Annotated in this window: 21 protein-coding genes and 1 tRNA gene; 12 read left to right on the forward strand and 10 right to left on the reverse strand. The window is 70.1% G+C overall.

All coding sequences use genetic code 11. From position 1 onward, the window contains the following. The first annotated feature begins 21 nt into the window (after positions 1–21). The 7 genes from rpsA (at position 22) to KUV62_RS10775 (ending at position 5,877) form a co-directional block, all read left to right on the forward strand. A complete protein-coding gene (gene rpsA, locus KUV62_RS10745; RefSeq protein WP_222603691.1) occupies positions 22–1,698 on the forward strand; it encodes a 30S ribosomal protein S1 in 1,677 nt (558 codons plus the stop codon). 151 nt (positions 1,699–1,849) lie between these two features. Next, a complete protein-coding gene (locus KUV62_RS10750; protein ID WP_222603692.1) occupies positions 1,850–2,827 on the forward strand; it encodes a hypothetical protein in 978 nt (325 codons plus the stop codon). Position 2,828: 1 nt separating this feature from the next. Continuing rightward, entirely contained in the window at positions 2,829–3,254 is a 426-nt protein-coding gene (locus tag KUV62_RS10755) for a hypothetical protein (protein ID WP_222603693.1), read from the forward strand. Between the two features lie 216 nt (positions 3,255–3,470). After that, complete coding sequence (gene ihfB / locus KUV62_RS10760; protein WP_007792271.1) at positions 3,471–3,752, forward strand: integration host factor subunit beta; 282 nt, start codon at positions 3,471–3,473, stop codon at positions 3,750–3,752. Between the two features lie 8 nt (positions 3,753–3,760). Beyond that, positions 3,761–4,111, forward strand: a complete 351-nt coding sequence (locus tag KUV62_RS10765) for a lipopolysaccharide assembly protein LapA domain-containing protein (protein WP_222603694.1) — start codon at positions 3,761–3,763, stop codon at positions 4,109–4,111. 166 nt (positions 4,112–4,277) lie between these two features. Next, complete coding sequence (locus KUV62_RS10770) at positions 4,278–4,949, forward strand: phosphoribosylanthranilate isomerase (protein ID WP_222603695.1); 672 nt, start codon at positions 4,278–4,280, stop codon at positions 4,947–4,949. Between the two features lie 97 nt (positions 4,950–5,046). Beyond that, complete coding sequence (locus KUV62_RS10775) at positions 5,047–5,877, forward strand: transglutaminase domain-containing protein (RefSeq protein ID WP_222603696.1); 831 nt, start codon at positions 5,047–5,049, stop codon at positions 5,875–5,877. A 187-nt stretch (positions 5,878–6,064) separates the two neighbouring features. Here the strand turns inward: KUV62_RS10775 and ykgO are convergent, their stop codons facing one another. Next, complete coding sequence (gene ykgO, locus KUV62_RS10780; protein ID WP_007792261.1) at positions 6,065–6,190, reverse strand: type B 50S ribosomal protein L36; 126 nt, start codon at positions 6,188–6,190, stop codon at positions 6,065–6,067. A gap of 91 nt (positions 6,191–6,281) precedes the next feature. Next, positions 6,282–6,356, reverse strand: a tRNA-Val gene (locus KUV62_RS10785). 207 nt (positions 6,357–6,563) lie between these two features. Here KUV62_RS10785 and KUV62_RS10790 point away from each other — a divergent pair. Beyond that, positions 6,564–7,430, forward strand: a complete 867-nt coding sequence (locus KUV62_RS10790; protein WP_222603697.1) for an N-formylglutamate amidohydrolase — start codon at positions 6,564–6,566, stop codon at positions 7,428–7,430. Between the two features lie 40 nt (positions 7,431–7,470). Here the strand turns inward: KUV62_RS10790 and lpxK are convergent, their stop codons facing one another. From lpxK to rbfA, 7 genes are all read right to left on the reverse strand, one after another. Then, positions 7,471–8,460: a tetraacyldisaccharide 4'-kinase gene (gene lpxK / locus KUV62_RS10795; protein WP_222603698.1), complete on the reverse strand. Its 990-nt coding sequence runs from the start codon at positions 8,458–8,460 to the stop codon at positions 7,471–7,473. Beyond that, complete coding sequence (locus tag KUV62_RS10800; RefSeq protein ID WP_222603699.1) at positions 8,460–9,710, reverse strand: 3-deoxy-D-manno-octulosonic acid transferase; 1,251 nt, start codon at positions 9,708–9,710, stop codon at positions 8,460–8,462. Before KUV62_RS10800 ends, lpxK begins: the two co-directional genes overlap by 1 nt. 5 nt (positions 9,711–9,715) lie before the next feature. Next, entirely contained in the window at positions 9,716–9,958 is a 243-nt protein-coding gene (locus KUV62_RS10805) for a DUF4170 domain-containing protein (RefSeq protein WP_040544225.1), read from the reverse strand. 143 nt (positions 9,959–10,101) lie between these two features. Continuing rightward, on the reverse strand, positions 10,102–10,884 hold the full coding sequence (locus KUV62_RS10810) for a 3'(2'),5'-bisphosphate nucleotidase CysQ (protein ID WP_222603700.1): 783 nt from the start codon (positions 10,882–10,884) through the stop codon (positions 10,102–10,104). Continuing rightward, positions 10,871–12,217, reverse strand: a complete 1,347-nt coding sequence (locus tag KUV62_RS10815) for a TldD/PmbA family protein (protein WP_222603701.1) — start codon at positions 12,215–12,217, stop codon at positions 10,871–10,873. Before KUV62_RS10815 ends, KUV62_RS10810 begins: the two co-directional genes overlap by 14 nt. 84 nt (positions 12,218–12,301) lie before the next feature. Next, the gene (locus KUV62_RS10820; RefSeq protein ID WP_222603702.1) at positions 12,302–13,048 is read right to left on the reverse strand and encodes a phosphodiester glycosidase family protein; all 747 of its coding nucleotides are present in this window, start codon (positions 13,046–13,048) and stop codon (positions 12,302–12,304) included. 4 nt (positions 13,049–13,052) lie between these two features. Further along, positions 13,053–13,448: a 30S ribosome-binding factor RbfA gene (gene rbfA, locus KUV62_RS10825; protein ID WP_222603703.1), complete on the reverse strand. Its 396-nt coding sequence runs from the start codon at positions 13,446–13,448 to the stop codon at positions 13,053–13,055. Positions 13,449–13,535: 87 nt separating this feature from the next. On the opposite strand from rbfA, the gene dapB reads away from it, so the two are divergent. After that, positions 13,536–14,351 (forward strand): 4-hydroxy-tetrahydrodipicolinate reductase, encoded by an 816-nt coding sequence (gene dapB, locus KUV62_RS10830; RefSeq protein WP_222603704.1) that lies wholly within the window; start codon positions 13,536–13,538, stop codon positions 14,349–14,351. 256 nt (positions 14,352–14,607) lie between these two features. On the opposite strand, the gene KUV62_RS10835 is transcribed toward dapB, so the two are convergent. Then, positions 14,608–14,805 carry a DUF1674 domain-containing protein gene (locus KUV62_RS10835; protein ID WP_222603705.1) on the reverse strand — a complete coding sequence of 66 codons (198 nt, stop codon included), beginning with the start codon at positions 14,803–14,805 and terminating at the stop codon, positions 14,608–14,610. A 73-nt stretch (positions 14,806–14,878) separates the two neighbouring features. On the opposite strand from KUV62_RS10835, the gene KUV62_RS10840 reads away from it, so the two are divergent. The 3 genes from KUV62_RS10840 to purH all read left to right on the forward strand — a co-directional run bounded on the left by KUV62_RS10840 (position 14,879) and on the right by purH (position 19,594). Further along, positions 14,879–16,141 (forward strand): RsmB/NOP family class I SAM-dependent RNA methyltransferase, encoded by a 1,263-nt coding sequence (locus KUV62_RS10840; RefSeq protein ID WP_222603706.1) that lies wholly within the window; start codon positions 14,879–14,881, stop codon positions 16,139–16,141. 92 nt (positions 16,142–16,233) lie between these two features. Next, positions 16,234–17,982 (forward strand): heparinase II/III family protein, encoded by a 1,749-nt coding sequence (locus KUV62_RS10845; protein ID WP_222603707.1) that lies wholly within the window; start codon positions 16,234–16,236, stop codon positions 17,980–17,982. Between the two features lie 22 nt (positions 17,983–18,004). Next, a complete protein-coding gene (gene purH, locus KUV62_RS10850; RefSeq protein ID WP_222603708.1) occupies positions 18,005–19,594 on the forward strand; it encodes a bifunctional phosphoribosylaminoimidazolecarboxamide formyltransferase/IMP cyclohydrolase in 1,590 nt (529 codons plus the stop codon). The last annotated feature ends 149 nt before the right edge of the window (positions 19,595–19,743 follow it).

Raw genomic sequence — 19,743 nt, forward strand, 5'->3', positions numbered from 1 at the left:
TGTAAAGGAACAGAACGCCACATGGCTAACGCAACCATGGAGGAATTCGAGGCCCTCCTTAATGAAAGCCTCGAAATGGACACCCCGGACGAAGGTTCGGTTGTCAAAGGCAAGGTCATCGCGATCGAAGCGGGCCAGGCCATCATCGATGTCGGCTACAAGATGGAAGGCCGCGTCGATCTCAAAGAATTCGCAAATCCCGGCGAAGCTCCCGAGATCACCGTTGGTGACGAAGTGGAAGTCTTCCTCCGCGCGGCCGAGAACGCCCGCGGCGAAGCCGTGATTTCCCGCGAGATGGCCCGCCGCGAAGAGGCATGGGACCGTCTCGAGAAGGCCTATGCCGACGACGCCCGCGTCGAAGGTGCGATCTTCGGCCGCGTCAAGGGTGGCTTCACCGTCGACCTCGGCGGCGCCGTTGCCTTCCTGCCCGGTAGCCAGGTCGATGTGCGCCCCGTGCGCGACGCCGGCCCGCTCATGGGCCTCAAGCAGCCGTTCCAGATCCTCAAGATGGACCGTCGCCGTGGCAACATCGTTGTCTCGCGTCGTGCGATCCTCGAGGAATCGCGTGCCGAGCAGCGTGCCGAAGTCATCGCCAACCTGTCCGAAGGCCAGACGGTCGACGGCGTGGTCAAGAACATCACCGAATACGGTGCGTTCGTCGACCTGGGCGGCGTCGATGGCCTGCTGCACGTCACCGACATGGCATGGCGTCGCGTCAACCACCCGTCCGAGATCCTGTCGATCGGCGAGACCGTGAAGGTCCAGGTCATCAAGATCAACAAGGACACTCACCGTATCTCCCTCGGCATGAAGCAGCTGCAGGAAGATCCGTGGGATCTGGTTGCGGTCAAGTACCCGCTGGCATCGGTCCACAAGGGCCGCGTCACGAACATCACCGATTACGGTGCGTTCGTGGAGCTGGAGCCGGGTGTCGAGGGCCTCGTTCACGTCTCGGAAATGTCCTGGACCAAGAAGAACGTGCACCCCGGCAAGATCGTCTCCACCTCGCAGGAAGTGGACGTCATGGTGCTCGAGATCGACCCGGCCAAGCGCCGCGTGTCGCTCGGCCTCAAGCAGACCATGCGCAACCCGTGGGAAGTCTTCTCCGAGACCCACCCGGAGGGCACGCAGGTCGAGGGCGAGGTCAAGAACATCACCGAGTTCGGCCTGTTCATCGGTCTCGACGGCGAGATCGACGGCATGGTGCACCTCTCCGACCTCAGCTGGGACCAGCGCGGCGAGGAAGCCATCCAGGAGTACCGCAAGGGCGACGTGGTTCAGGCCGTTGTCACCGAAGTGGACACCGACAAGGAGCGCATCTCGCTCTCGATCAAGGCACTCGGCGGCGACAAGTTCGCTGACGCGGTCGGCGGCGTGAAGCGCGGCTCGATCGTGACCGTCGAGGTCACCGCGATCGAAGATGGCGGCATCGAGGTGGAATACGAGGGCATGAAGTCCTTCATCCGCCGCTCCGACCTGTCGCGCGACCGCGCAGAGCAGCGCCCCGAGCGCTTCTCGGTGGGCGACAAGGTGGACGTCCGCGTCACCAACATCGACAGCAAGACCCGTCGTCTGGGCCTGTCGATCAAGGCACGCGAGATCGCCGAAGAGAAGGAAGCCGTGGAACAGTACGGTTCGTCCGACTCGGGTGCATCGCTCGGCGACATCCTCGGCGCAGCGCTCAAGGGCGACAACTGAGCCTGAGGCGCTGACATGCTGAAGAGATTGGCCCCGCCGGAGAGATCCGGCGGGGCTTTTTGCAGGTTGTGCGCCGGTGATCGCGCTGGCGCTTGACTGCTTAGGGTTGCATGCGCAGGCTCGCGGCATTGTCACGCCAAGCCATTGCCCCATGCCCGATTTCCCGATCCGCCCCATCGCCGCCGCGCTGCTTCTTGCGCTGCCGAGCTGCAGCACCGGCCAGTCGCTCGACATGGTCACGCCCTTCGATCCCGAGTCCATGAGCCGCAGCGCGCGCCACTGCGAGCGACACTGGAACGAGATCTACGACGATCCCCGCCTGACGGAGCTCTGCGATGGCAGTTTCGTCTGCGGCGATGGCGGCTGCGAGACCGGCACGGTCATCGCCGTCGTGGCAAAGAGCCGCGAGGCAGAGATGCAGGCGCTGCTGGCGCAGCTGCCGCTGGAGCGCATGGCGCCCTGTGATCCGGGCGATCCCTTCGAGCGGCAATATGTCGATCCGCTGGGCGGGGAGGGTGCGCCATTCGGCCTCCATGGCGTGGTCGAGAAGCTGGAGGGTCGCGAGATCGTGGCCTATTGCGGCGAGACCCTGCCGGGATACGAGGCCGACGTGGTCGTCGCGCTCCGCCAGATGGGCGGGGCGGAGATCGCCGCGATCCGGGTCGGGATCGGTGCCGGGGCGCTGCCGGCGCAACTGCGCCTCACCGCGGTGCAATTCGCCGCCATTCGCGACGCCGGCGCGCTGCCGCTGCGCGCGCCGCTGGTGGCCGCCCTCGAGATCGCCACCGGGCTCCCGTGCGAGACCACGCCGCGGCAGACCTGCGCCGTCACCGCCGAGCGCGGTCGCCTCACGGCGCGGCTGCTGTTTCCGGACGGCGCACTGACGGGGCGGGCCGGGCACTGGGAGGAGGCCTATCTCGAGCTCTCCCCGACGAACCCCACGGGCGATCTCTACGAGCTCAGCGTCGACATGCCGATCACCGCCATCCGGCGCTGGCCGGGGGACCGTCGCAAGCCGACAGACGGCTTCCAGTCGCTCGACCGAGACCCCGGCTTCGAGGCCTTCCGACAGGGGCTTATGTCGGCGGTCTCGGGCGCGCTCGCGGATGGCCGGATCGGGGGCGAGTGAGATGTATCAGCGCAGCGCCCGGGCGCTCTTTGCTCTCCTGGTGGTCATCATGCACGTGGCTTTCGTCTCGTTCTGCGCGGTTTACCTGCAGAGCCGGATCACCAAGATCGAGACCTATGTCTCGACCATCGCGGTGTTCCTGCCGGTCTTCGGCATCTATGTCGGCGTGGTGGTGAAATCGGTGGGGCTGGGCAAGGGCCCGCGCGGCCGCAGGGTGAGCGGGCTCTTCCTGGCGCTGATGTCGATCCTCTTCTTGGCCTATGTGGCGGGCAACGCCTTCGTGCTCTGGAGCTACGAGACCGGCTTCATCGGCAGCGAGGACCTGCTGCCGGCGGCGGTATCGCTGGTCGAGAGCGCCTTCGGCGGCTTCTTCACCACGCTGTTCCTGACACTGTTCGGACAGGGGCGGGCCGGGGAGGGCGACTGAGCGAGGCAGGCGAATCGCATTTTGAAACCGAGATGTTTCCGCGCTGCAGCATCGCCATAGCGCGGCGCCGATCGGCCGCTCGGCCCGATGTGGGCCGACAAAGTGCTGCTTTCCAATGCTTTTCCACGTGATCAGCCGGTTTCCATTTGGCGCTAGAGCGGGAAGTGTCGTAGAACGTGATAAGCGCGACAAGACGCTTTGAGGGGATGTGCGAGGATGATCAGATCGGAATTGATCCAGAAGATCGCGGAGGAGAACCCGCATCTCTACCAACGGGATGTGGAGCGGATCGTGAACACGATCTTCGAGGAGATCACCAATGCCATGGCCCGGGGCGACCGGGTCGAACTGCGCGGATTCGGCGCCTTCTCGGTCAAGAAACGCGACGCGCGGCTCGGGCGGAACCCCCGCACCGGAGAAGCGGTTGAAGTCGAGGAGAAGCACGTGCCATTCTTCAAGACGGGCAAGCTGCTTCGTGACCGGCTGAACGGAAAGTAAGACAAGACATGCGTTACATTCGCTATGCGTTCCTGGGCGTTCTCGCGATCGTCCTCGTGGCCATTGCACTGGCCAACCGCTCGATGGTGGAGCTCAAGCTGCTGCCGCCCGACATCGCGACGCTGCTGGAATTCCAGCAGAGCCTGAACCTGCCGCTGTTCCTGGTGTTCTTCGGCGGCATCGTCGCGGGTCTGCTGATCGGCTTCGTCTGGGAATGGCTGCGCGAGCACAAGCACCGGGCCGCGGCCTCGGAGCGCAAGGCGGAAGTGCGCAAGCTCGAGCGCGAGCTGAAGAAGACCCAGGCCGAGCGCGACAAGGACAAGGACGAGGTCCTGGCGATCCTCGACCAGAGCGCCTGATCCCGGCGTGAGCCGTCCGGGGGCGTCTGGCGCCCGGGCGCCGCGTGGGATGGCGCGGGGCAGGAGAGGGGGCGCTGCCCCCGTCGCAGCAGGGCTGCGACTCCCCCGAGGTATTTTTGAACCAGAGAAGGCAGGGGCTCGCGCGCGGGCCGGAGAGGGCGATGCCATGAGCGAGATTCGCGTCAAGATCTGCGGCCTTACCCGGCCGGAGGACGTTGCGGCGACGGCGGAGGCCGGGGCGAGCTACGCAGGCTTCGTGTTCTTTCCGAAGAGCCCGAGGCATGTGAAGGTGGCGCAGGCGCGCGCGCTGGCGCTGGCGGCGCCGGTGGGGCTCGCCAAGGTCGGGCTCGTGGTCAATGCCGGGAATGATCTGCTCGACGAGATCCTCGCCGAGGTGCCGCTCGACATGTTGCAGCTGCACGGCCGCGAGAGCGTCGAGCGGGTGGCCGAGATCCGTGCGCGTTACGGCCTGCCGGTGATGAAGGCGGTGGGCGTGGCGAGCGAGGAGGACCTGCCGGCGCTGCTCGAGTATGGCAAGGTCGCCGACCAGATCCTCGTCGATGCCAAGGCGCCGAAGGGCGCGGCGCTGCCAGGCGGCAACGGCCTCGCCTTCGACTGGCGGCTGATCGCCGGGCGGCGCTGGCCCTGCCCGTGGATGCTGGCCGGCGGGCTGACCCCGGCCAATGTCGGACAGGCCATCGCGATGACCGGGGCGCGGCAGGTGGATGTGTCCTCCGGGGTCGAATCGGCGCCCGGGGTGAAGGATCCCGCCCGCATCGGCGCCTTCCTGCAGGCGGTGCGCGACGGCGCCGAGGCGCTGGCGGTGCCGCGGCTCTGAGCACCGCTTGCGGCCCGGTGCCGCGCCGGCGGCGTTGGGGCTGGCCGCGGGGCCGGGATCGGTGCTTCTCTCGGGGCGAAGCCAGGGAGGGGCGGCGATGCGGTTCTCGGTCCGACACGAAACCATCTACAGCTACGACAGGCCGGTGGTTCTGGCGCCGCACAGGCTGCGTCTGACGCCGCGCGGCGATGGCGGCCGGGTGCTCTCGCGCGGGCTGGTGATCGCGCCGGAGCCCGCGGTGATGCGCGAGGTGATGGATGCCTTCGGCAACCCGCTGGTGCTGGTGGAGTTCGGGCCGGGTGGGAGCGACCTGCTGCGCATCGACAGCCAGTTCGAGATCGAGACGCGGGAGGCCGGTGCCCCAGGGGCAGGGGGGCTGCCGCTGCTGCCTTGGCCCTGCCGTTCGGAGGCGCCGGGCGAGTGCCTGCTGGGGCGCGATCCGGGGCCGGAGGTGCGGGCTTTCGCGGGGGCGCTGGCCGAGGCGGCGGGCTGGCAGGCGATGGGGTTTCTCGACGCGCTGACCGGCACGCTTTACCGGCGCACCGACCGCCACATCCGCCAGGAGGGCTATGCCCAGAGCCCGCAAGAGACGCTGGAGCGAGCGCAGGGGGCGTGCCGCGACCTGGCTGTGCTCTTCATTGCCTGCTGCCGCCTGATGGGCCTGCCGGCGCGTTTCGTCAGCGGCTACCAGGCGCAGGCGGAGAGCGTCGACGGGCGGCGTCACCTGCATGCCTGGCCGGAAGTCTGGCTGGCGGAGGCGGGCTGGCAGGGATTCGATCCGACCCACGGCACCCGGGTGCGAGACGGCCACGTGGCGCTCTGCGCGGCGCCGGAGCAGGGGGCGACGATGCCGGTGGAGGGCGGTTATTACGGCCCGCCGGTGGCGGCCCGGCTGAGCTACCGCGTCGCGGTGGAGACATCGGGCTGAGCCGAGGGGGGGGAGGATGTGCTTGCTGAGCGGGCGGCGCGCTGAGGTCTGGACGGCAGGGGCCGGGCAGCGGATGGCGGGAACGCCGAGCCGTGGAATGCGCGCATTCGGAAAGCAGAAAGGCCACCCGAATGGGCGGCCCTTTCAAATTTCTCGTGATCGGTGTGCCCGATCTAAGGCGATCGATTCAGCCCTGGCGGGCTTTGAAACGACGCTGGGTCTTGTTGATCACGTAGACGCGGCCCTTGCGGCGCACAACGCGGCAGTCACGATGGCGCTTCTTGAGCGAGCGGAGCGAGTTTGCGACCTTCATGATGGTCTCTCCTCTTGTCGCGGCGCGCGAGCGCCTGGCGTTGCGGGACCTACCGTGGGCGCGACCCCGCGGAGGTGGTGAATAAGGACCATGGTGGGCGGTACTGGGATCGAACCAGTGGCCCCTACGATGTCAACGTAGTGCTCTACCGCTGAGCTAACCGCCCTCTCATGGCCTGCGCGATACCCGTGTCTCCGTGCCCCAGAAGTAAGTGGGGCGCGGGGAGAACCGCGCCGGTGGAGCGCTCTATAAGTGGAGTCGGAGATGGTGGCAAGGGCTTTTCTGGCAAAGAATGCCGGTTTCCATCCCGCGAAGAAAACAGGCTTTTTGCCCTCGGGGAAATCGCGCTAAACTATAGCCACCAGGAGGACGAATGCCAAAAGTCGCCTTTCATCTCGATCTGCCGGAGGCGGCCACCTCCTGCGCCGTGTTCGCCTCGCCGCATTCCGGGCGCGACTACCCGTGGAGCTTCCTGCGCAACACCGTGCTCGACGAGCATGCGATCCGTTCTTCCGAGGATGCCTTCGTCGACCGACTGTTCGACTGCGCGCCGCAATTCGGGGCGCCGCTGCTGCGCGCCGGGGCGCCGCGCGCCTTCATCGACCTCAACCGCGCCCCCGACGAGCTCGACCCGGCCTTGATCGAGGGGGTGCGCCGCGGTGGCCACAATCCACGCGTCGCCAGCGGGCTTGGCGTGGTGCCGCGGGTGGTGTCGAACGGGCGGGCGATCTATCGCGGCAAGATGCCCCTGGCCGAGGCCGAGCGCCGCATCACGCGCTACTGGCATCCCTACCATGCGCAGCTGCGCGAGCTGATCGAGAGCGCGCGCAGCCAGTTTGGCGAGGCGATTCTGATCGACTGTCACTCGATGCCGCACGAGGCGGTCGACGGCGTGGCGCGCAACTCGGCGCGGCGGCCGGAGATCGTCATCGGCGACCGGTTCGGGGCCTCGGCCTCAGCGGAAATCGTGTCGCGGGTCGAGGCGGCCTTCGTGCGGGCGGGGCTCTCGGTGGTGCGCAACGCGCCCTTTGCCGGCGCCTACGTGACGCAGGCCTATGGCCGGCCGTCGCGGCAGCAGCACGCGATCCAGATCGAGATCGACCGCTCGGTCTACATGGACGAGGCGCGAATCCGTCCCAGTGCCGATTTCCAGGCCTTCCGGCGGGTGCTGCGCGGCGTGGTGGCCGAGATCGCCGCCATCGGGCATCGCGATCAGGACAAGCCGCTGGCCGCCGAGTAGGGCGCCCTTACCGCTCCTTCCAGCCTTGCAGCGGCCCGTCTCAGGCAAGCAGCCGGTCGAGCGCCTGTGCCAGCGCCGAATCATCGTCGATCTGCAGCCGCACCGGCAGGGTCAGCACCTTGGGGCGGAACGCCGCCGGCAGGCGCACCGCATCCTTCTCGGTGGTGACGAGCTGGGCGCCAAGCCGGGCGGCATCGGTCTCGAGCCGGGTCAGCAACTGCGGCGTGAAGGTTTGGTGATCGTCAAGCGCGGTGGTGCCGCGCAGCTCGGAACCGAGCCCCTTCAGCGTGGCGAAGAACTTCTCCGGGTGGCCGATGCCGGCGAAGGCGAAGGCGGGCAGGCCGTCCCAGTCCATGCCGGTCTGCAGTGGGGCGAGGTGGCCGGTCAGGTGGGGCAGGGGGATCTGCGCCTGCCAGGCCTCGGAGAAGCGCCTCTGGGCGGCGGCAGGGCCGATGGAGAGCACGAGGTCGGCGCGGGCGAGGCCGGCCTCCACGGGCTCGCGCAGGGGGCCTGCGGGCATGCAGCGCCCGTTGCCAAAGCCCTTGGCGGCGTCGACCACGATGATCGAGAGATCCTTGGCCAGCGCCGGGTTCTGGAACCCGTCATCCATCACGATGACCTGCGCCCCGGCCTCGACCGCCGCCCGCGCCCCGGCGGCGCGGTCGCGCGCCACCCAGACCGGGGTGAAGGCGGCGAGCAGCAGCGGCTCGTCGCCGACATCCTCGGGGCCGTGACCCATAGGCTCGACCCGCACCGGCCCCTCGAGCCGGCCGCCATGTCCGCGCGAGACCACGTGCACCGCTTTGCCGCGGGCGCTCAGCCGCTCGATCAGGGCGATCACGGTCGGGGTCTTGCCGGTGCCGCCGGCGTTGAGGTTGCCGACGCAGATCACCGGCACCCCCACCTTTGCGCCGGGGGCAGAGATCCGGCGCGCGGTGGCACGGGCGGTCAGGGCGCCGAGCGGCGCCAACAGGCGGGCCGGCAGGGCGGGCTCCGCGGCGGGGGTGTACCAGAAGGCGGGCGGGCGCATCAGGCGGCCTCCCCGGCATCGCGGCCGCCGGTATCGTCGCGCGGGTCGTCCTCGCCGTCGAGCCAGCGGAACACCTGCGCGATCACCTCGTCGGTCAGCGCTGCGCCCTGGCTGACCACGTCCCAGCCGGCATGAGCCATGGCGGCGGCGCGATCGGGGGCAACGAGCTGCGAGACCGCCGAGGCGAGGCTGTCGAAATCGCGCACGATGCGGGCGGCACCGGCTTCGACGAGCCGGGTATAGGCGGACAGGTGGCGCCCGACATTGGGCCCGTAGAGCAGCGCCGCGCCATGGGCGGCGGCCGCAAGCGGATCCTCTCCGCCATGGCCGGGGCGCAGCGAACCGCCGAGAAAGACGATGGGGGCGAGGCGATACCAGAGCCCGAGCTCCGAATCGTCCTCGGTGACCAGCACCTGGGTGTTCTCGTCGGGCATCTCGCCATTGTCCCACGACACGCTGCGCAGGTCGGAGGCGCGGGCGATGCGGCAGATCTCGGCGCCATCCTCGCGGCTGGCGGGGACCATGAACAGGATCAGCCGGTGCGCGAGGCGGATGGCGCGGCGATGCGCCTGCAGGATTTCGGCTGCCTCGTCGGCGCGCACCCGGGCGGCCAGCCAGGCCGGACGGCCCGAGAGCAGCTGTGCCATCTCCTCGTGCAGCTCGGGGGCGCAATCGAGCGGTGGCGCGCTCTCGCTCAGCGGACCGGCGCGGCGCAGCCGCTCATCCGCGAGGCCCAACCGGCGCAGGCGGCGGTGTGCCATGTCGTCGATCGAGAAGATGCGGTCGAACAGCGCCAGCGTCGCGGTGGTGCAGTCGGGCAGCCAGACCGGTCCCGGCACGTGCCAGGGATCGTTGCCGGCATCGAGATGCACCAGCCTTGTGCCGCTGTCGGAGAGCCGCGACAGCAGCGCCGGTTGCAGCGTCTGCCCGGTCCAGAGGCCGATGTCGGGCCGCCAGTGGGCGGCGAAGCTCTGGGCGTCGGCGACGGTGTCGGCGGGCAGGGGCTGGCCGATGCAGCCGGGCCAAGGCTGTGCCGGCACGCTGGGGTGCCAGGTCAGCAGCACCGATATCTCGTCGCGTTGGGCGCGGATGCGGGTGGCGAGCGCCGCCAGCGCGCGGGCGCTGTCGAGCCGCGCGGCATGCATCCAGATCAGCGGGCCGTCAGGCCGCGGCACCACCGATGGCTGTGCGGTGGCGCGGCCGCGCGCCGAGGCGAGATAGGCCGAGAGCGCGAAGGGCTTGCGGGGCAAGGGGGTCAGCCGAGTTCCTCGGTGGTCGAGGCCTCTGCCTCCTCGTCGCGCAGGCGGTGGAGGTGGGCGATGTAGTAGCGCATGTGGGCATTGTCGACGGTGCGCTGCGCCTCGGCCTTCCAGGCGTCGTGGGCGCTGGCATAGTCGGGGAAGATCCCGACGATGTGCAGCTCGTCGACATTCTTGAAGACGTTCTTTTCCGGGGTCACGAGTTCGCCGCCGAACACGAGGTGGAGTCGTTGAACCATGCTCTGACCTTTCAGGTGAAGACGGGGGCAACCTACGATCCTGCCCGCCGAGGTCAAGCGCCGAGCGCGCGGGCAGATGGGCAGAAGTTTCCGAAAATTGCAGCCTTTTCCCGCCCGGAGGCGCGCCGCGGGGGCAGGCCGGATCAGCCCCTGGGGCGCAGGCGGTCGAGGATGGCGCCGTGCAGCGCCGGGTTGGCGGCGACCACGCCGTCATGCTTGGGGTGGGCGGCGTTGAAGCGGATGCGCTGGCCTCTGCGGTCGCTGATCATCGCTCCCGCCTCCGAAAGCAGCAGCGCGCCAGCGGCGATGTCCCATTCCCACGAGGGCCGCAGGGTCAGCATGGCGTCGAAGCGGCCCTCGGCGACGAGGCCCAGCCGGTAGGCGATCGAGGGCCGGTGGCTGCGCTTGAGCTGCGGCATCGGGCTGCGCCAGTGATCGGGCTGCATCGAGGGCTTGGTGGCCAGGATCTCGGCGGTCTCGAGCGTCGCCACCTCGCTGGCATGCACCTCGGCGTCGTTGAGCCGGGTGCCCTCGCCGAGTGCCGCGCTGTAGAGCCGCTCGCGCATCGGCAGGAACACCACGGCTGCGGTGATCTCGCCGTCCTGCGCCACCGCGAGCGAATGCGCCCAGCTGTCGGAGCCCTCGATGAAGCTGCGGGTGCCGTCTATGGGGTCGACGATGAACACCCGCTCGGCCCCGAGCCGCGCCGGATCGTCGGCGCTTTCCTCGCTGAGCCAGCCATAGCCGGGCCGGGCGCTGCGCAGCACCTCTTCGAGCACCGCGTTCACCGCCATGTCGGCATCGGTCACGGGGCTGCCATCGGCGGCCTTGTGGCGCACGTTCATCTCGCCGCCGATATAGCGGGTCGCGGTCTCGGCGGCGCGCCAGGCGGCGCGGGTCAGCAGCGCGAGATCACTCTCCGGCAAGGGTGAGCCCCTCCACCAGCAGCGAGGGCACCACGCGCGACAGCCAGCCGCGCGCGTCGTTGGCCGGGGTGATCCGGCGTAGCATGTCGCGCAGATTGCCGGCGATGGTCACGCCCGAGACCGGGTAGGCGACCTCGCCGTTCTCGACCCAGATCCCCGCCGCGCCGCGCGAGTAATCGCCGGTATTGGGGTTGATCGTGGCGCCGATCATCGAAGTCACGACAAGCCCCGAGCCCATCTGCGCGATCAGCTCGGCGCGGCTCTGCGTGCCCTGCGTCAGCGCGAGGTTCCACGAGGTCGGCGACGGCCCGCCGCTGGTGCCGCGCGCGGCGTTGCCGGTGGGGGTCATGCCGAGCTTGCGGGCATTGGCGAGGTCGAGCGTGTAGCCGGTCAGCACGCCATCCTCGACCAGCGCGCGGGCCTGCGTCGGCAGGCCCTCGGCGTCGAAGGGGCGCGAGCCGGGGATGCGCGGGCGGTGCGGGTCCTCGACCAGCGACAGCCCCTTCGGCAGCACCTCCTCGCCGATGGCCCCGCGCAGCCACGAGGCGCCACGCGCCACCGCGCCACCATTGGCGGCGGCGATCAGATGGCCGATCAGCGAGGCCGCGATGCGTTCATCGAAGAGCACCGGGTAGGCGCCGGTCTTGGGGCGGCGCGGGTTCTGACGCTCCAGCGCGCGCTCGGCGGCGCGGCGGCCGATCTCCTCCGCGCCGCGCAGGTCGGACTGGAAGGTGCGGCTGTCGCCGTCGTAATCACGCTCCATCTCGAGCCCGGTGCCGGCGATGGCGACGCAGGAGCGCGAGCGCGAGCTGCGCCAGTAGCCGCCCGAGAAGCCGTTGCTGGCAGCTAGATGCACGTGCCGGCGCCCGTAGCCCGCCGAGGCCGACTGCACCTGCGCGATTCCCTCGACCGCCAGCGCCGCCGCTTCCGCCGCGCAGGCGTCGTCCTGCAGCTCGGCCGGGGAGGGCGCATCGGACGGGTCGCACATCTCAAGCGCCTCGACGTCCCAGTCGCGCGCCAGCTGGTCGGGATCGGCGAGCCCGGCATAGGGATCCTCCGGCGCCTCTCGGGCCATCGCCACGGCGCGCTCGGCCATGGTCGCGATGGTGCTGTCCTTGGTGTCGGAGGAGGACACCACCGCGCTGCGCCGCCCGATGAACACCCTGAGCCCGATATCGGTGCCCTCCGAGCGCTCCGCCTGCTCGAGCGTGCCGTTGCGCACGTCGATCTCCGTCGAGCTGCCCTCGACGGCGAGCGCGTCGGCGGCATCGGCGCCGGCCTTGGCGGCGGCATCCAGAAGGGCTTGGGTCAGGCTGTCGAGGGGTCGGTTCATGGGGGCTCCGCGTTGCTGCCCCATCGAGGTAGGCCGCGGGGGCAGCGGGTGCAAGGGAAAGGCGCCGCTGCGTCCCGCCGGTGGCTACTCGTCGCGCTCCACGACGCCGACGATGGGCCCCATCATGCGCCCGATGTCGCGCCGCCCGACCTCGGGGGCGTAGAGACGCGAGACGTTGCCGTCGAGAAACAGCGCCTGCGGCAGCTTCAGCTCGTCGCGGAACAGCGAGGCGAACTCGTGGAAGGTCACCGCGGTCTCGGAGATGACGAAGACTGCGCGCGTGCCGTCGGCGGAGGTGCCGACGCCGTTGCGGATGTAGCGCGAGGTGCTGTCAGGCAGGAAGCGCGGGTGCAGCGCGCCGTCGATGACCAGCATCGGCCCCGATTGCGTGGCGTAGCGGCAGTTCGGGCGCTGGCGCAGGAAGGCGCGGGTCTCGATGACATCGGCGCGGTTGCGGCGGATGCAGAGGATGCCGTTGGGCAGCAGCCCGAAATTGCCGGGGCCGGCGCTCGAGATCACCCGCATTTCCTCGTCGCCGCGCTCGACGTAATAGCCGACCGGCGCGCGATCCTCGTGATACATCCCGGCATTCATCGCGAAGGCGAGGCGGCGGCCCTGCGGGCGCAGGGCGTTGTCGATGGCGGTGAACTGGCCCCAGGGGGCGCCGTCGCCGGTATAGAGGAAGGTGCGCAGCTCCTCGCGGGCCGGGGCGACCTCGCAGACGGTGTAGCGGTTGCCGGAATATTCGAGCGGTTCGCAGCCCACCGCCGCGGCGGGCCGCGGCAGCGCCGCGAGGATCAGCGCCGTGGCCGCGGCCAGAACGCCGCGCACCGGCCTAGTCCTCCACGTCGCGGCGCACCGCATCCTGCGAGAACAGCCGCCGGGTCTCGTCCAGCCGGTCGAAGGTCTCGTCGAGGCGGAAGCGCAGCTCGGGGGCGAATTTCAGCGTCAGCCCCTTGGACACCGCGCGGCGCAGCTCGGACTTGTTGCGCTTCAGGAGATCGAACATCTCCTCCGCGTTGCCGCCGCCCAGCGGCACCACGTAGGCCGTCGCGACCTTGAGGTCGGGCGACACGGTGACCTCGCCGACGGTGATCGACAGGCGGTTGAGCTCGGGGTCGTGGATGTCGCCGCGGGTCAGCACCTCTGAAAGCGTGCGGCGAATGAGTTCGCCGACGCGGAGCTGTCTCTGGCTCGGTCCGGGACCGTCTTGGAATCTGTTCTTGCCCATGTCTTCCCACTTAGTCCTTGCCCGCCCCTTTGCCAAGCGGGACGCTGCGCGCTAAGGAGGCGTCAACAGGAAGAACTGGAGATCAGGATGACCGAGAAGCCGGGCGTTGTTGTGACGGGCGTGTCGGGCCGCATGGGCCAGATGCTGGTGCGCGAGCTGCAGAAAAGCGACCGGCTGGCGCTGGTCGGCGCGGTCGAGCGGGCGGGCCACGACTGGGTGGGGCGCGATCTCGGGACCTGCATGGGCGGCACCGAGATCGGCGTCACCGTGACCGACGATGCGCTCGAGGCGTTCAGCAAGGCGCAGGCGGTGATCGATTTCACCGCGCCGGCGGCCACGGTGGCCTTTGCCGAGCTGGCGGCGCAGGCCCGCGCGGTACACGTGATCGGCACCACCGGGCTCGATGCCGAAGATCTCAAGAAGATCCACGTCGCCGGCCGCCACGCGGTGATCGTGCGTGCAGGCAACATGTCGCTCGGCGTCAACCTGCTTACCAAGGTCACCCGCCAGGTCGCCGCGGCGCTCGACGAGGACTGGGACATCGAGATCGTCGAGGCGCATCACAACCAGAAGGTCGACGCGCCGTCGGGCACCGCCCTGATGCTGGGCGAGGCCGCCGCCGAGGGCCGCGGCGTGGCGCTCGACGATGTTTCCGACCGCGGCCGCGATGGCATCACCGGCAAGCGCAAGCGCGGCGATATCGGCTTCCACGCCATCCGCGGCGGCGACGTTGTGGGCGAGCACGAGGTGATCTTCGCCGCCGCCGGCGAGCGCATCATGATCAAGCACATCGCCTCCGACCGCGCCCTTTTCGCCCGAGGCGCGCTGAAGGCGGCGCTCTGGGGCCAGGACAAGGCCCCGGGAGAATACGACATGCTCGACGTGCTCGGCCTCACCGACTGAGCCGAACCGGCAGGGGCGCGCCGCTCGTCGCACGCATCCCGCCCCCGGTTTCTTCTGGCCAGAAATATCCCGGGGTGAATTGGCCGCAGGCCAATAGGGGCAGCGCCCCTCCATCCTCCTCAGGGGCGCGCCTCCGCCGGGCCTGGGCAGCGCCCCTCTCTTCCCTTTGTTGGCGCACCTCCGGTGCGACAGGCGCAGCGCCTCACCACCCGGGCGCGGGCGCCAGCCCGCGCAACCCCTCAAGCAACCGTCACGATCAGAAGTCGATCGCGATGCCCTTCTTCTCCCAGTCGCCGTAGCGCGCCGGATCGAGCCCGTCGCGGCCACCGTATTCCTTCGGCGCGGGCGCCTTGCGCGCCGCCTCCTCGGCCGCGGCGCGGCGCTCCTCGGCCTCGGCCAGCGCGCGCTGCGCGGCGGCGGGCAGGTCCTTGCGGGCGGATGTCTCGTCGGTCATGGCGCTTTCCTCGTCTGGTCCCCCCTGATATAGGGCCCGCCAGCCCAGCGAGACAACCCGGGGAGAGACCTCCATGCCGCCCATTCCCACCGCCCGCGCCCAGAGCGTGGCGCTGCTCGGCCAGGTGCTCGGCCAGGGACGTCTGCTCTCCGACGCCATGTCCGGCCCCGCCTGGGAGGCGATGCCCGCCCCCGACCGCGCCGCCGCGCAGCGCATGGCGCTGGAGGTGCTGCGCAATCTCGAGCGCTGCGACCGGCTGCTGAAGCCGCATCTGCGCAAGGCACCGCCGCTCTTCGTGCGCAACGTGCTGCGGCTCGGCGCCTGGGAGCTGGCCACCGGCGGCGCGGCGCACGGGGTGGTCAATGACTGCGTCCAGATCGTCGCCGGCGACCGCAAGACCCAGACCATGAAGGGGCTGGTCAACGCGGTGCTGCGCAAGCTCACCGAAGAAGCGCCGGCGAAATGGCCCACCCTGCGGGTGCCGCGCCTGCCACGCTGGCTGCGCGAGCCGCTGGCGGCGGCCTGGGGCAACAAGGCGGTGTCGGCGATGGAGGCAGCGCATCTCGCCGGCGCGCCGCTCGATCTCAGCGCGAAAGGCGATGCGGGGGCGCTGGCGGCGGCACTCGGCGGCACGCTGCTGCCCACCGGCTCGGTGCGGCTCGCCAGCGCCGGACAGGTCTCGGCGCTGCCGGGCTACGACACCGGCGAATGGTGGGTGCAGGACGCCGCGGCGGCGCTGCCGGCGCGGCTGCTGGGCGACGTGACGGGTCTGAGTGTCCTCGACATGTGCGCCGCTCCGGGCGGCAAAACCATGCAATTGGCGGCGGCCGGGGCGAAGGTCACCGCGCTGGATCTCTCGGAGGCCCGCATGGGCCGGGTGCGCGAGAACCTTGCCCGCACCGGGCTCGACGCCCGGACCGTCACCGGCGATGCGTTGGAGCACGCGGGCCGCTACGATGCCATCCTGCTCGACGCGCCATGCTCGGCCACCGGCACCATCCGCCGCCACCCGGACCTGCCGCAGGCCAAGCAGGGCGAGGGCATCTCCGAGCTGATCGGGCTGCAGGCGGCGATGATCGACCATGCCATCGGCCTGCTGGCTCCCGGCGGGCGGCTGGTGTTCTGCACCTGCTCTCTGATCCCCGACGAGGGCGAATGCCAGGTCGAGGAGGCGCTGGCGCGCCATCCCGGGCTCGAGGTGCTGCGCCCGGAGGCCGAAGGGCTCGAGGACGGCTGGCGCTCGCAGGAGGGCGGCCTGCGGCTGCGGCCCGATTTCTGGGCAGAGCGCGGCGGCATGGATGGCTTCTACATGGCAGTGCTGCGCAAACCGGGCTGAGCGCCGCATTGCAAGGTGACTCGCGCCCCGCGCTTCGCTACACCTTTGGCAACGAAGAGCCGGCACAGATCGGGCACGAGGCACGAGAGGGCATGTCGAACAGGGGCAACTGGTCCACCGCGGTGACGCGGTTCCTGAACCGTCTGCACGCGCGTCTCGCGGCGCGCGCCCGTCCGGGTTCGGCCCTGGTCTCGCAGCCCGAACCCCGCAGCACCGGCAGCTTCGCGCGCGGCCGCCAACTCTGTGCCGGCAACCTGATGTTCGCCGGCCATCTCGTCGAAGCTCAGGGCACGATGATCTGGGACATCGCCCCGCCCGATCCGGCCTGGGAGGAGGAGATCCACGGCTTCCGCTGGCTCGACGACCTCGCGGCGGTGGGCGACGCCCGGGCCCGGCTGCTCGCGCGCGACTGGGTCTGGGGTTGGATCGAGCGCTACGGCCGCGGCACCGGTGAGGGCTGGACGCCGGAAGCGGCCGGGCGGCGTCTGATCCGCAGCATCCATCATGCGCTGTTCCTGCTGCGCGGCGCCGAGGCCGATCAGGCCGCGGCGCTCTACCGGGCGCTGGCGGCGCAGACCATCTTCCTGGCGCGGCGCTGGCAGAGCGCGCCGCCGGGGCTGGCGCGGTTCGAGGCGCTGACCGGGCTGCTCTATGCCGGGCTCTCCTTCGAGGGCATGGGCGGACATGCCGAGACCGCGCGCCGGGCGCTTGGCGTCGAATGCGCCGGCCAGGTCGATGCGCGGGGCGGCATCCCGACCCGCAATCCCGAGGAGCTGCTCGAGGTCTTCACCCTGCTGACCTGGGCGCGCGCGGCGCTCGAGGACGAGGACCAGCACGCCGAGGAGGCGCATCTCGCCGCCATCGCGCGCATCGCGCCGACGTTGCGGGCGCTGCGCCATGCCGATGGCGGGTTGGCCCGGTTCCAGGGAGGCGGTCGCGGGCTCGACGGGCGGCTCGACCAGGCGCTTGCGGCCTCGGGCGTCAAGCGGCGCCAGGCCGAGGGGCTGGCGATGGGCTATGCGCGGCTCTCGGCCGGGCGCAGCAGCCTGATCGTCGACGCGGCACCGCCACCGAGCGGCGCCGCCTCCTTCGATGCCCATGCCTCGACCCTGGCCTTCGAGCTCACCTCGGGCCGGCGTCCGGTGGTGGTGAGCTGCGGCTCGGGCGCCGGCTTCGGTGCCGACTGGCGTCGCGCCGGCCGGGCGACGCCGTCGCATTCGACGCTGTGCCTCGACGGCTATTCCAGCGGCCGGCTGGCGACGCCGGGGCGGGCCGGGGACGGGCCGCGCGAGCTGCTCGAAGACGGGCCGCGTCACGTTCCGGTGGAGATCGGCCATGTCGAGGACGGACTGCGCTTCGAGGGGGGCCATGACGGCTACCGCCGGACCCACGGCCTGACCCATGCGCGCATCCTCGAGCTGAGCCTCGACGGGCGCGGCCTGGCGGGCGAGGACATGCTGATCACCCTCGACGATGCCGACAAGCGCCTCTTCGACCGCCGGCTCGATGCCGCGACCCTGAGCGGGCTGCCGTGGCAGCTGCGTTTCCACCTGCACCCGGAGGTCGATGCGGCGCTCGACATGGGCGGCACCGCGGTGTCGCTGGCGCTGCGCTCGGGCGAGGTCTGGGTGTTTCGCCACGATCCCGGGCCCCGGTTGACGCTGGAGCCGTCGGTTTACCTCGAAAAAGGCCGTTTGCGGCCCCGCGCGACCAAACAGATCGTTTTATCCGGGCGCGCGATGGAGTATGCGACGCGCATCCGCTGGTCCCTGGCCAAGACGCAGGACACCGCGATCGCCCTGCGCGACGTGGTCATGGACGAGGCGGAGCCGACGCATTGAACCATCTGGGAACCCGATCCGTATGCCTGACCTGCACAAAGTCGCCCGCGCGCTGATTTCCGTCTCCGACAAGACCGGCCTCATCGATCTTGGCCGTGCCCTCTCCGAGCGCGGAATCGAGATCCTCTCCACCGGCGGCTCCGCCAAGGCGCTGCGCGACGAAGGCATCGCGGTCAAGGACGTGGCCGAGGTCACCGAGTTTCCCGAGATGATGGACGGTCGGGTCAAGACCCTGCACCCGCGCATCCACGGCGGCCTGCTGGCGCTGCGCGACGACGCCGCCCATGTCGAGGCGATGCAGGGCCACGCGATCCCCGAGATCGACCTGCTGGTGGTCAATCTCTACCCGTTCGAGGCCACCGTCGCGAAGGGCGCGGATTACGACACCTGCATCGAGAACATCGACATCGGCGGCCCGGCGATGATCCGTGCTGCGGCCAAGAACCACGCCTTCGTCAACGTGGTCACCGACATCGCCGATTACGAGCCGCTGCTGGCCGAGCTCGACGCCAATGGCGGCGCCACCTCCTACGCCTTCCGCCAGAAACTGGCGCTCACCGCCTATGCCCGCACCGGCGCCTATGACGCCGCGGTCTCAAGCTGGATGGCCGGCGCGCTGGAAGAGGCGGCACCGCGCCGCCGCGCCTTCGCCGGCGAGCTGGCCCAGACCCTGCGCTACGGCGAGAACCCGCACCAGCAGGCGGCCTTCTACCGCGATGGCTCGGACCGTCCGGGCGTCGCCAACGCGGTGCAGCACCAGGGCAAGGAGCTGAGCTACAACAACATCAACGACACCGACGCCGCCTTCGAGCTGGTCTCGGAATTCCTGCCCGCCGACGGTCCGGCCTGCGCCATCATCAAGCACGCCAACCCCTGCGGCGTGGCCAAGGGCGCGACGCTCAAGGAAGCCTACCAGAAGGCCTTCGACTGCGACCGCACCTCGGCCTTCGGAGGCATCGTGGCGCTCAACATGAAGCTCGACGCGGAGACCGCCGAGGCGATCGCCGAGATCTTCACCGAGGTGGTGATCGCGCCGGGCGCCGATGACGCGGCCAAGGAGATCTTCGCCAGGAAGAAGAACCTGCGCCTGCTGACCACCGAGGGCGTCGCCAACCCCGGCGCGCCGGGCCTGACCTACCGCCAGGTGGCCGGCGGCTTCCTGGTTCAGGACAAGGATGTCGGGCGGATCGGGCTCGAGGACCTGAAGGTGGTGACCAAGCGGCAGCCCTCCGAGGCCGAGCTCGAGGATCTGCTCTTTGCCTGGAAGGTGGCCAAGCATGTCAAGTCGAACGCCATCGTCTACGTCAAGGATGGCGCTACGGTGGGCGTCGGCGCGGGCCAGATGAGCCGGCTCGATTCGGCGCTGATCGCAGCGAAGAAATCCGAGCGCATGGCCGAGGCGCTGGGCCTGCCGGAGACGCTGGCCAAGGGGTCGGCTGTGGCCTCCGACGCGTTCTTCCCGTTTGCCGACGGCCTGCTCGAGGCCGCCGCGGCGGGTGCCACCACGGTGATCCAGCCGGGCGGCTCGATGCGCGACGCCGAGGTCATCGCGGCGGCCGACGAGGCCGGTCTGGCGATGGTGTTCACCGGCATGCGCCACTTCCGTCACTGAGGCCGGTCGGGGCGGGAGCGCTCCTCAAGCCCTTGCGGGCTTTCCTCGCGACAAGCAAAACGGCCGGTCCCTTGAAGGGGCCGGCCGTTCTGTTTGGCGCGGTTGGGTTTGGGGGAGGGGCGCTGCCCCTCTTGGCCCGTTGGGCCAAT

It is taken from the genome of Salipiger bermudensis, from assembly GCF_019801965.1.
GTDB lineage: Bacteria > Pseudomonadota > Alphaproteobacteria > Rhodobacterales > Rhodobacteraceae > Salipiger > Salipiger bermudensis_A.

Bases quoted from the DNA above. Each gene is read 5' to 3' on its own strand.
- rpsA (WP_222603691.1), top strand. From the start codon at position 22: ATGGCTAACGCAACCATGGAGGAATTCGAGGCCCTCCTTAATGAAAGC.
- KUV62_RS10750 (WP_222603692.1), top strand. From the start codon at position 1,850: ATGCCCGATTTCCCGATCCGCCCCATCGCCGCCGCGCTGCTTCTTGCG.
- KUV62_RS10755 (WP_222603693.1), top strand. From the start codon at position 2,829: ATGTATCAGCGCAGCGCCCGGGCGCTCTTTGCTCTCCTGGTGGTCATC.
- ihfB (WP_007792271.1), top strand. From the start codon at position 3,471: ATGATCAGATCGGAATTGATCCAGAAGATCGCGGAGGAGAACCCGCAT.
- KUV62_RS10765 (WP_222603694.1), top strand. From the start codon at position 3,761: ATGCGTTACATTCGCTATGCGTTCCTGGGCGTTCTCGCGATCGTCCTC.
- KUV62_RS10770 (WP_222603695.1), top strand. From the start codon at position 4,278: ATGAGCGAGATTCGCGTCAAGATCTGCGGCCTTACCCGGCCGGAGGAC.
- KUV62_RS10775 (WP_222603696.1), top strand. From the start codon at position 5,047: ATGCGGTTCTCGGTCCGACACGAAACCATCTACAGCTACGACAGGCCG.
- ykgO (WP_007792261.1), bottom strand. From the start codon at position 6,190: ATGAAGGTCGCAAACTCGCTCCGCTCGCTCAAGAAGCGCCATCGTGAC.
- KUV62_RS10790 (WP_222603697.1), top strand. From the start codon at position 6,564: ATGCCAAAAGTCGCCTTTCATCTCGATCTGCCGGAGGCGGCCACCTCC.
- lpxK (WP_222603698.1), bottom strand. From the start codon at position 8,460: ATGCGCCCGCCCGCCTTCTGGTACACCCCCGCCGCGGAGCCCGCCCTG.
- KUV62_RS10805 (WP_040544225.1), bottom strand. From the start codon at position 9,958: ATGGTTCAACGACTCCACCTCGTGTTCGGCGGCGAACTCGTGACCCCG.
- KUV62_RS10815 (WP_222603701.1), bottom strand. From the start codon at position 12,217: ATGAACCGACCCCTCGACAGCCTGACCCAAGCCCTTCTGGATGCCGCC.
- rbfA (WP_222603703.1), bottom strand. From the start codon at position 13,448: ATGGGCAAGAACAGATTCCAAGACGGTCCCGGACCGAGCCAGAGACAG.
- dapB (WP_222603704.1), top strand. From the start codon at position 13,536: ATGACCGAGAAGCCGGGCGTTGTTGTGACGGGCGTGTCGGGCCGCATG.
- KUV62_RS10835 (WP_222603705.1), bottom strand. From the start codon at position 14,805: ATGACCGACGAGACATCCGCCCGCAAGGACCTGCCCGCCGCCGCGCAG.
- KUV62_RS10840 (WP_222603706.1), top strand. From the start codon at position 14,879: ATGCCGCCCATTCCCACCGCCCGCGCCCAGAGCGTGGCGCTGCTCGGC.
- KUV62_RS10845 (WP_222603707.1), top strand. From the start codon at position 16,234: ATGTCGAACAGGGGCAACTGGTCCACCGCGGTGACGCGGTTCCTGAAC.
- purH (WP_222603708.1), top strand. From the start codon at position 18,005: ATGCCTGACCTGCACAAAGTCGCCCGCGCGCTGATTTCCGTCTCCGAC.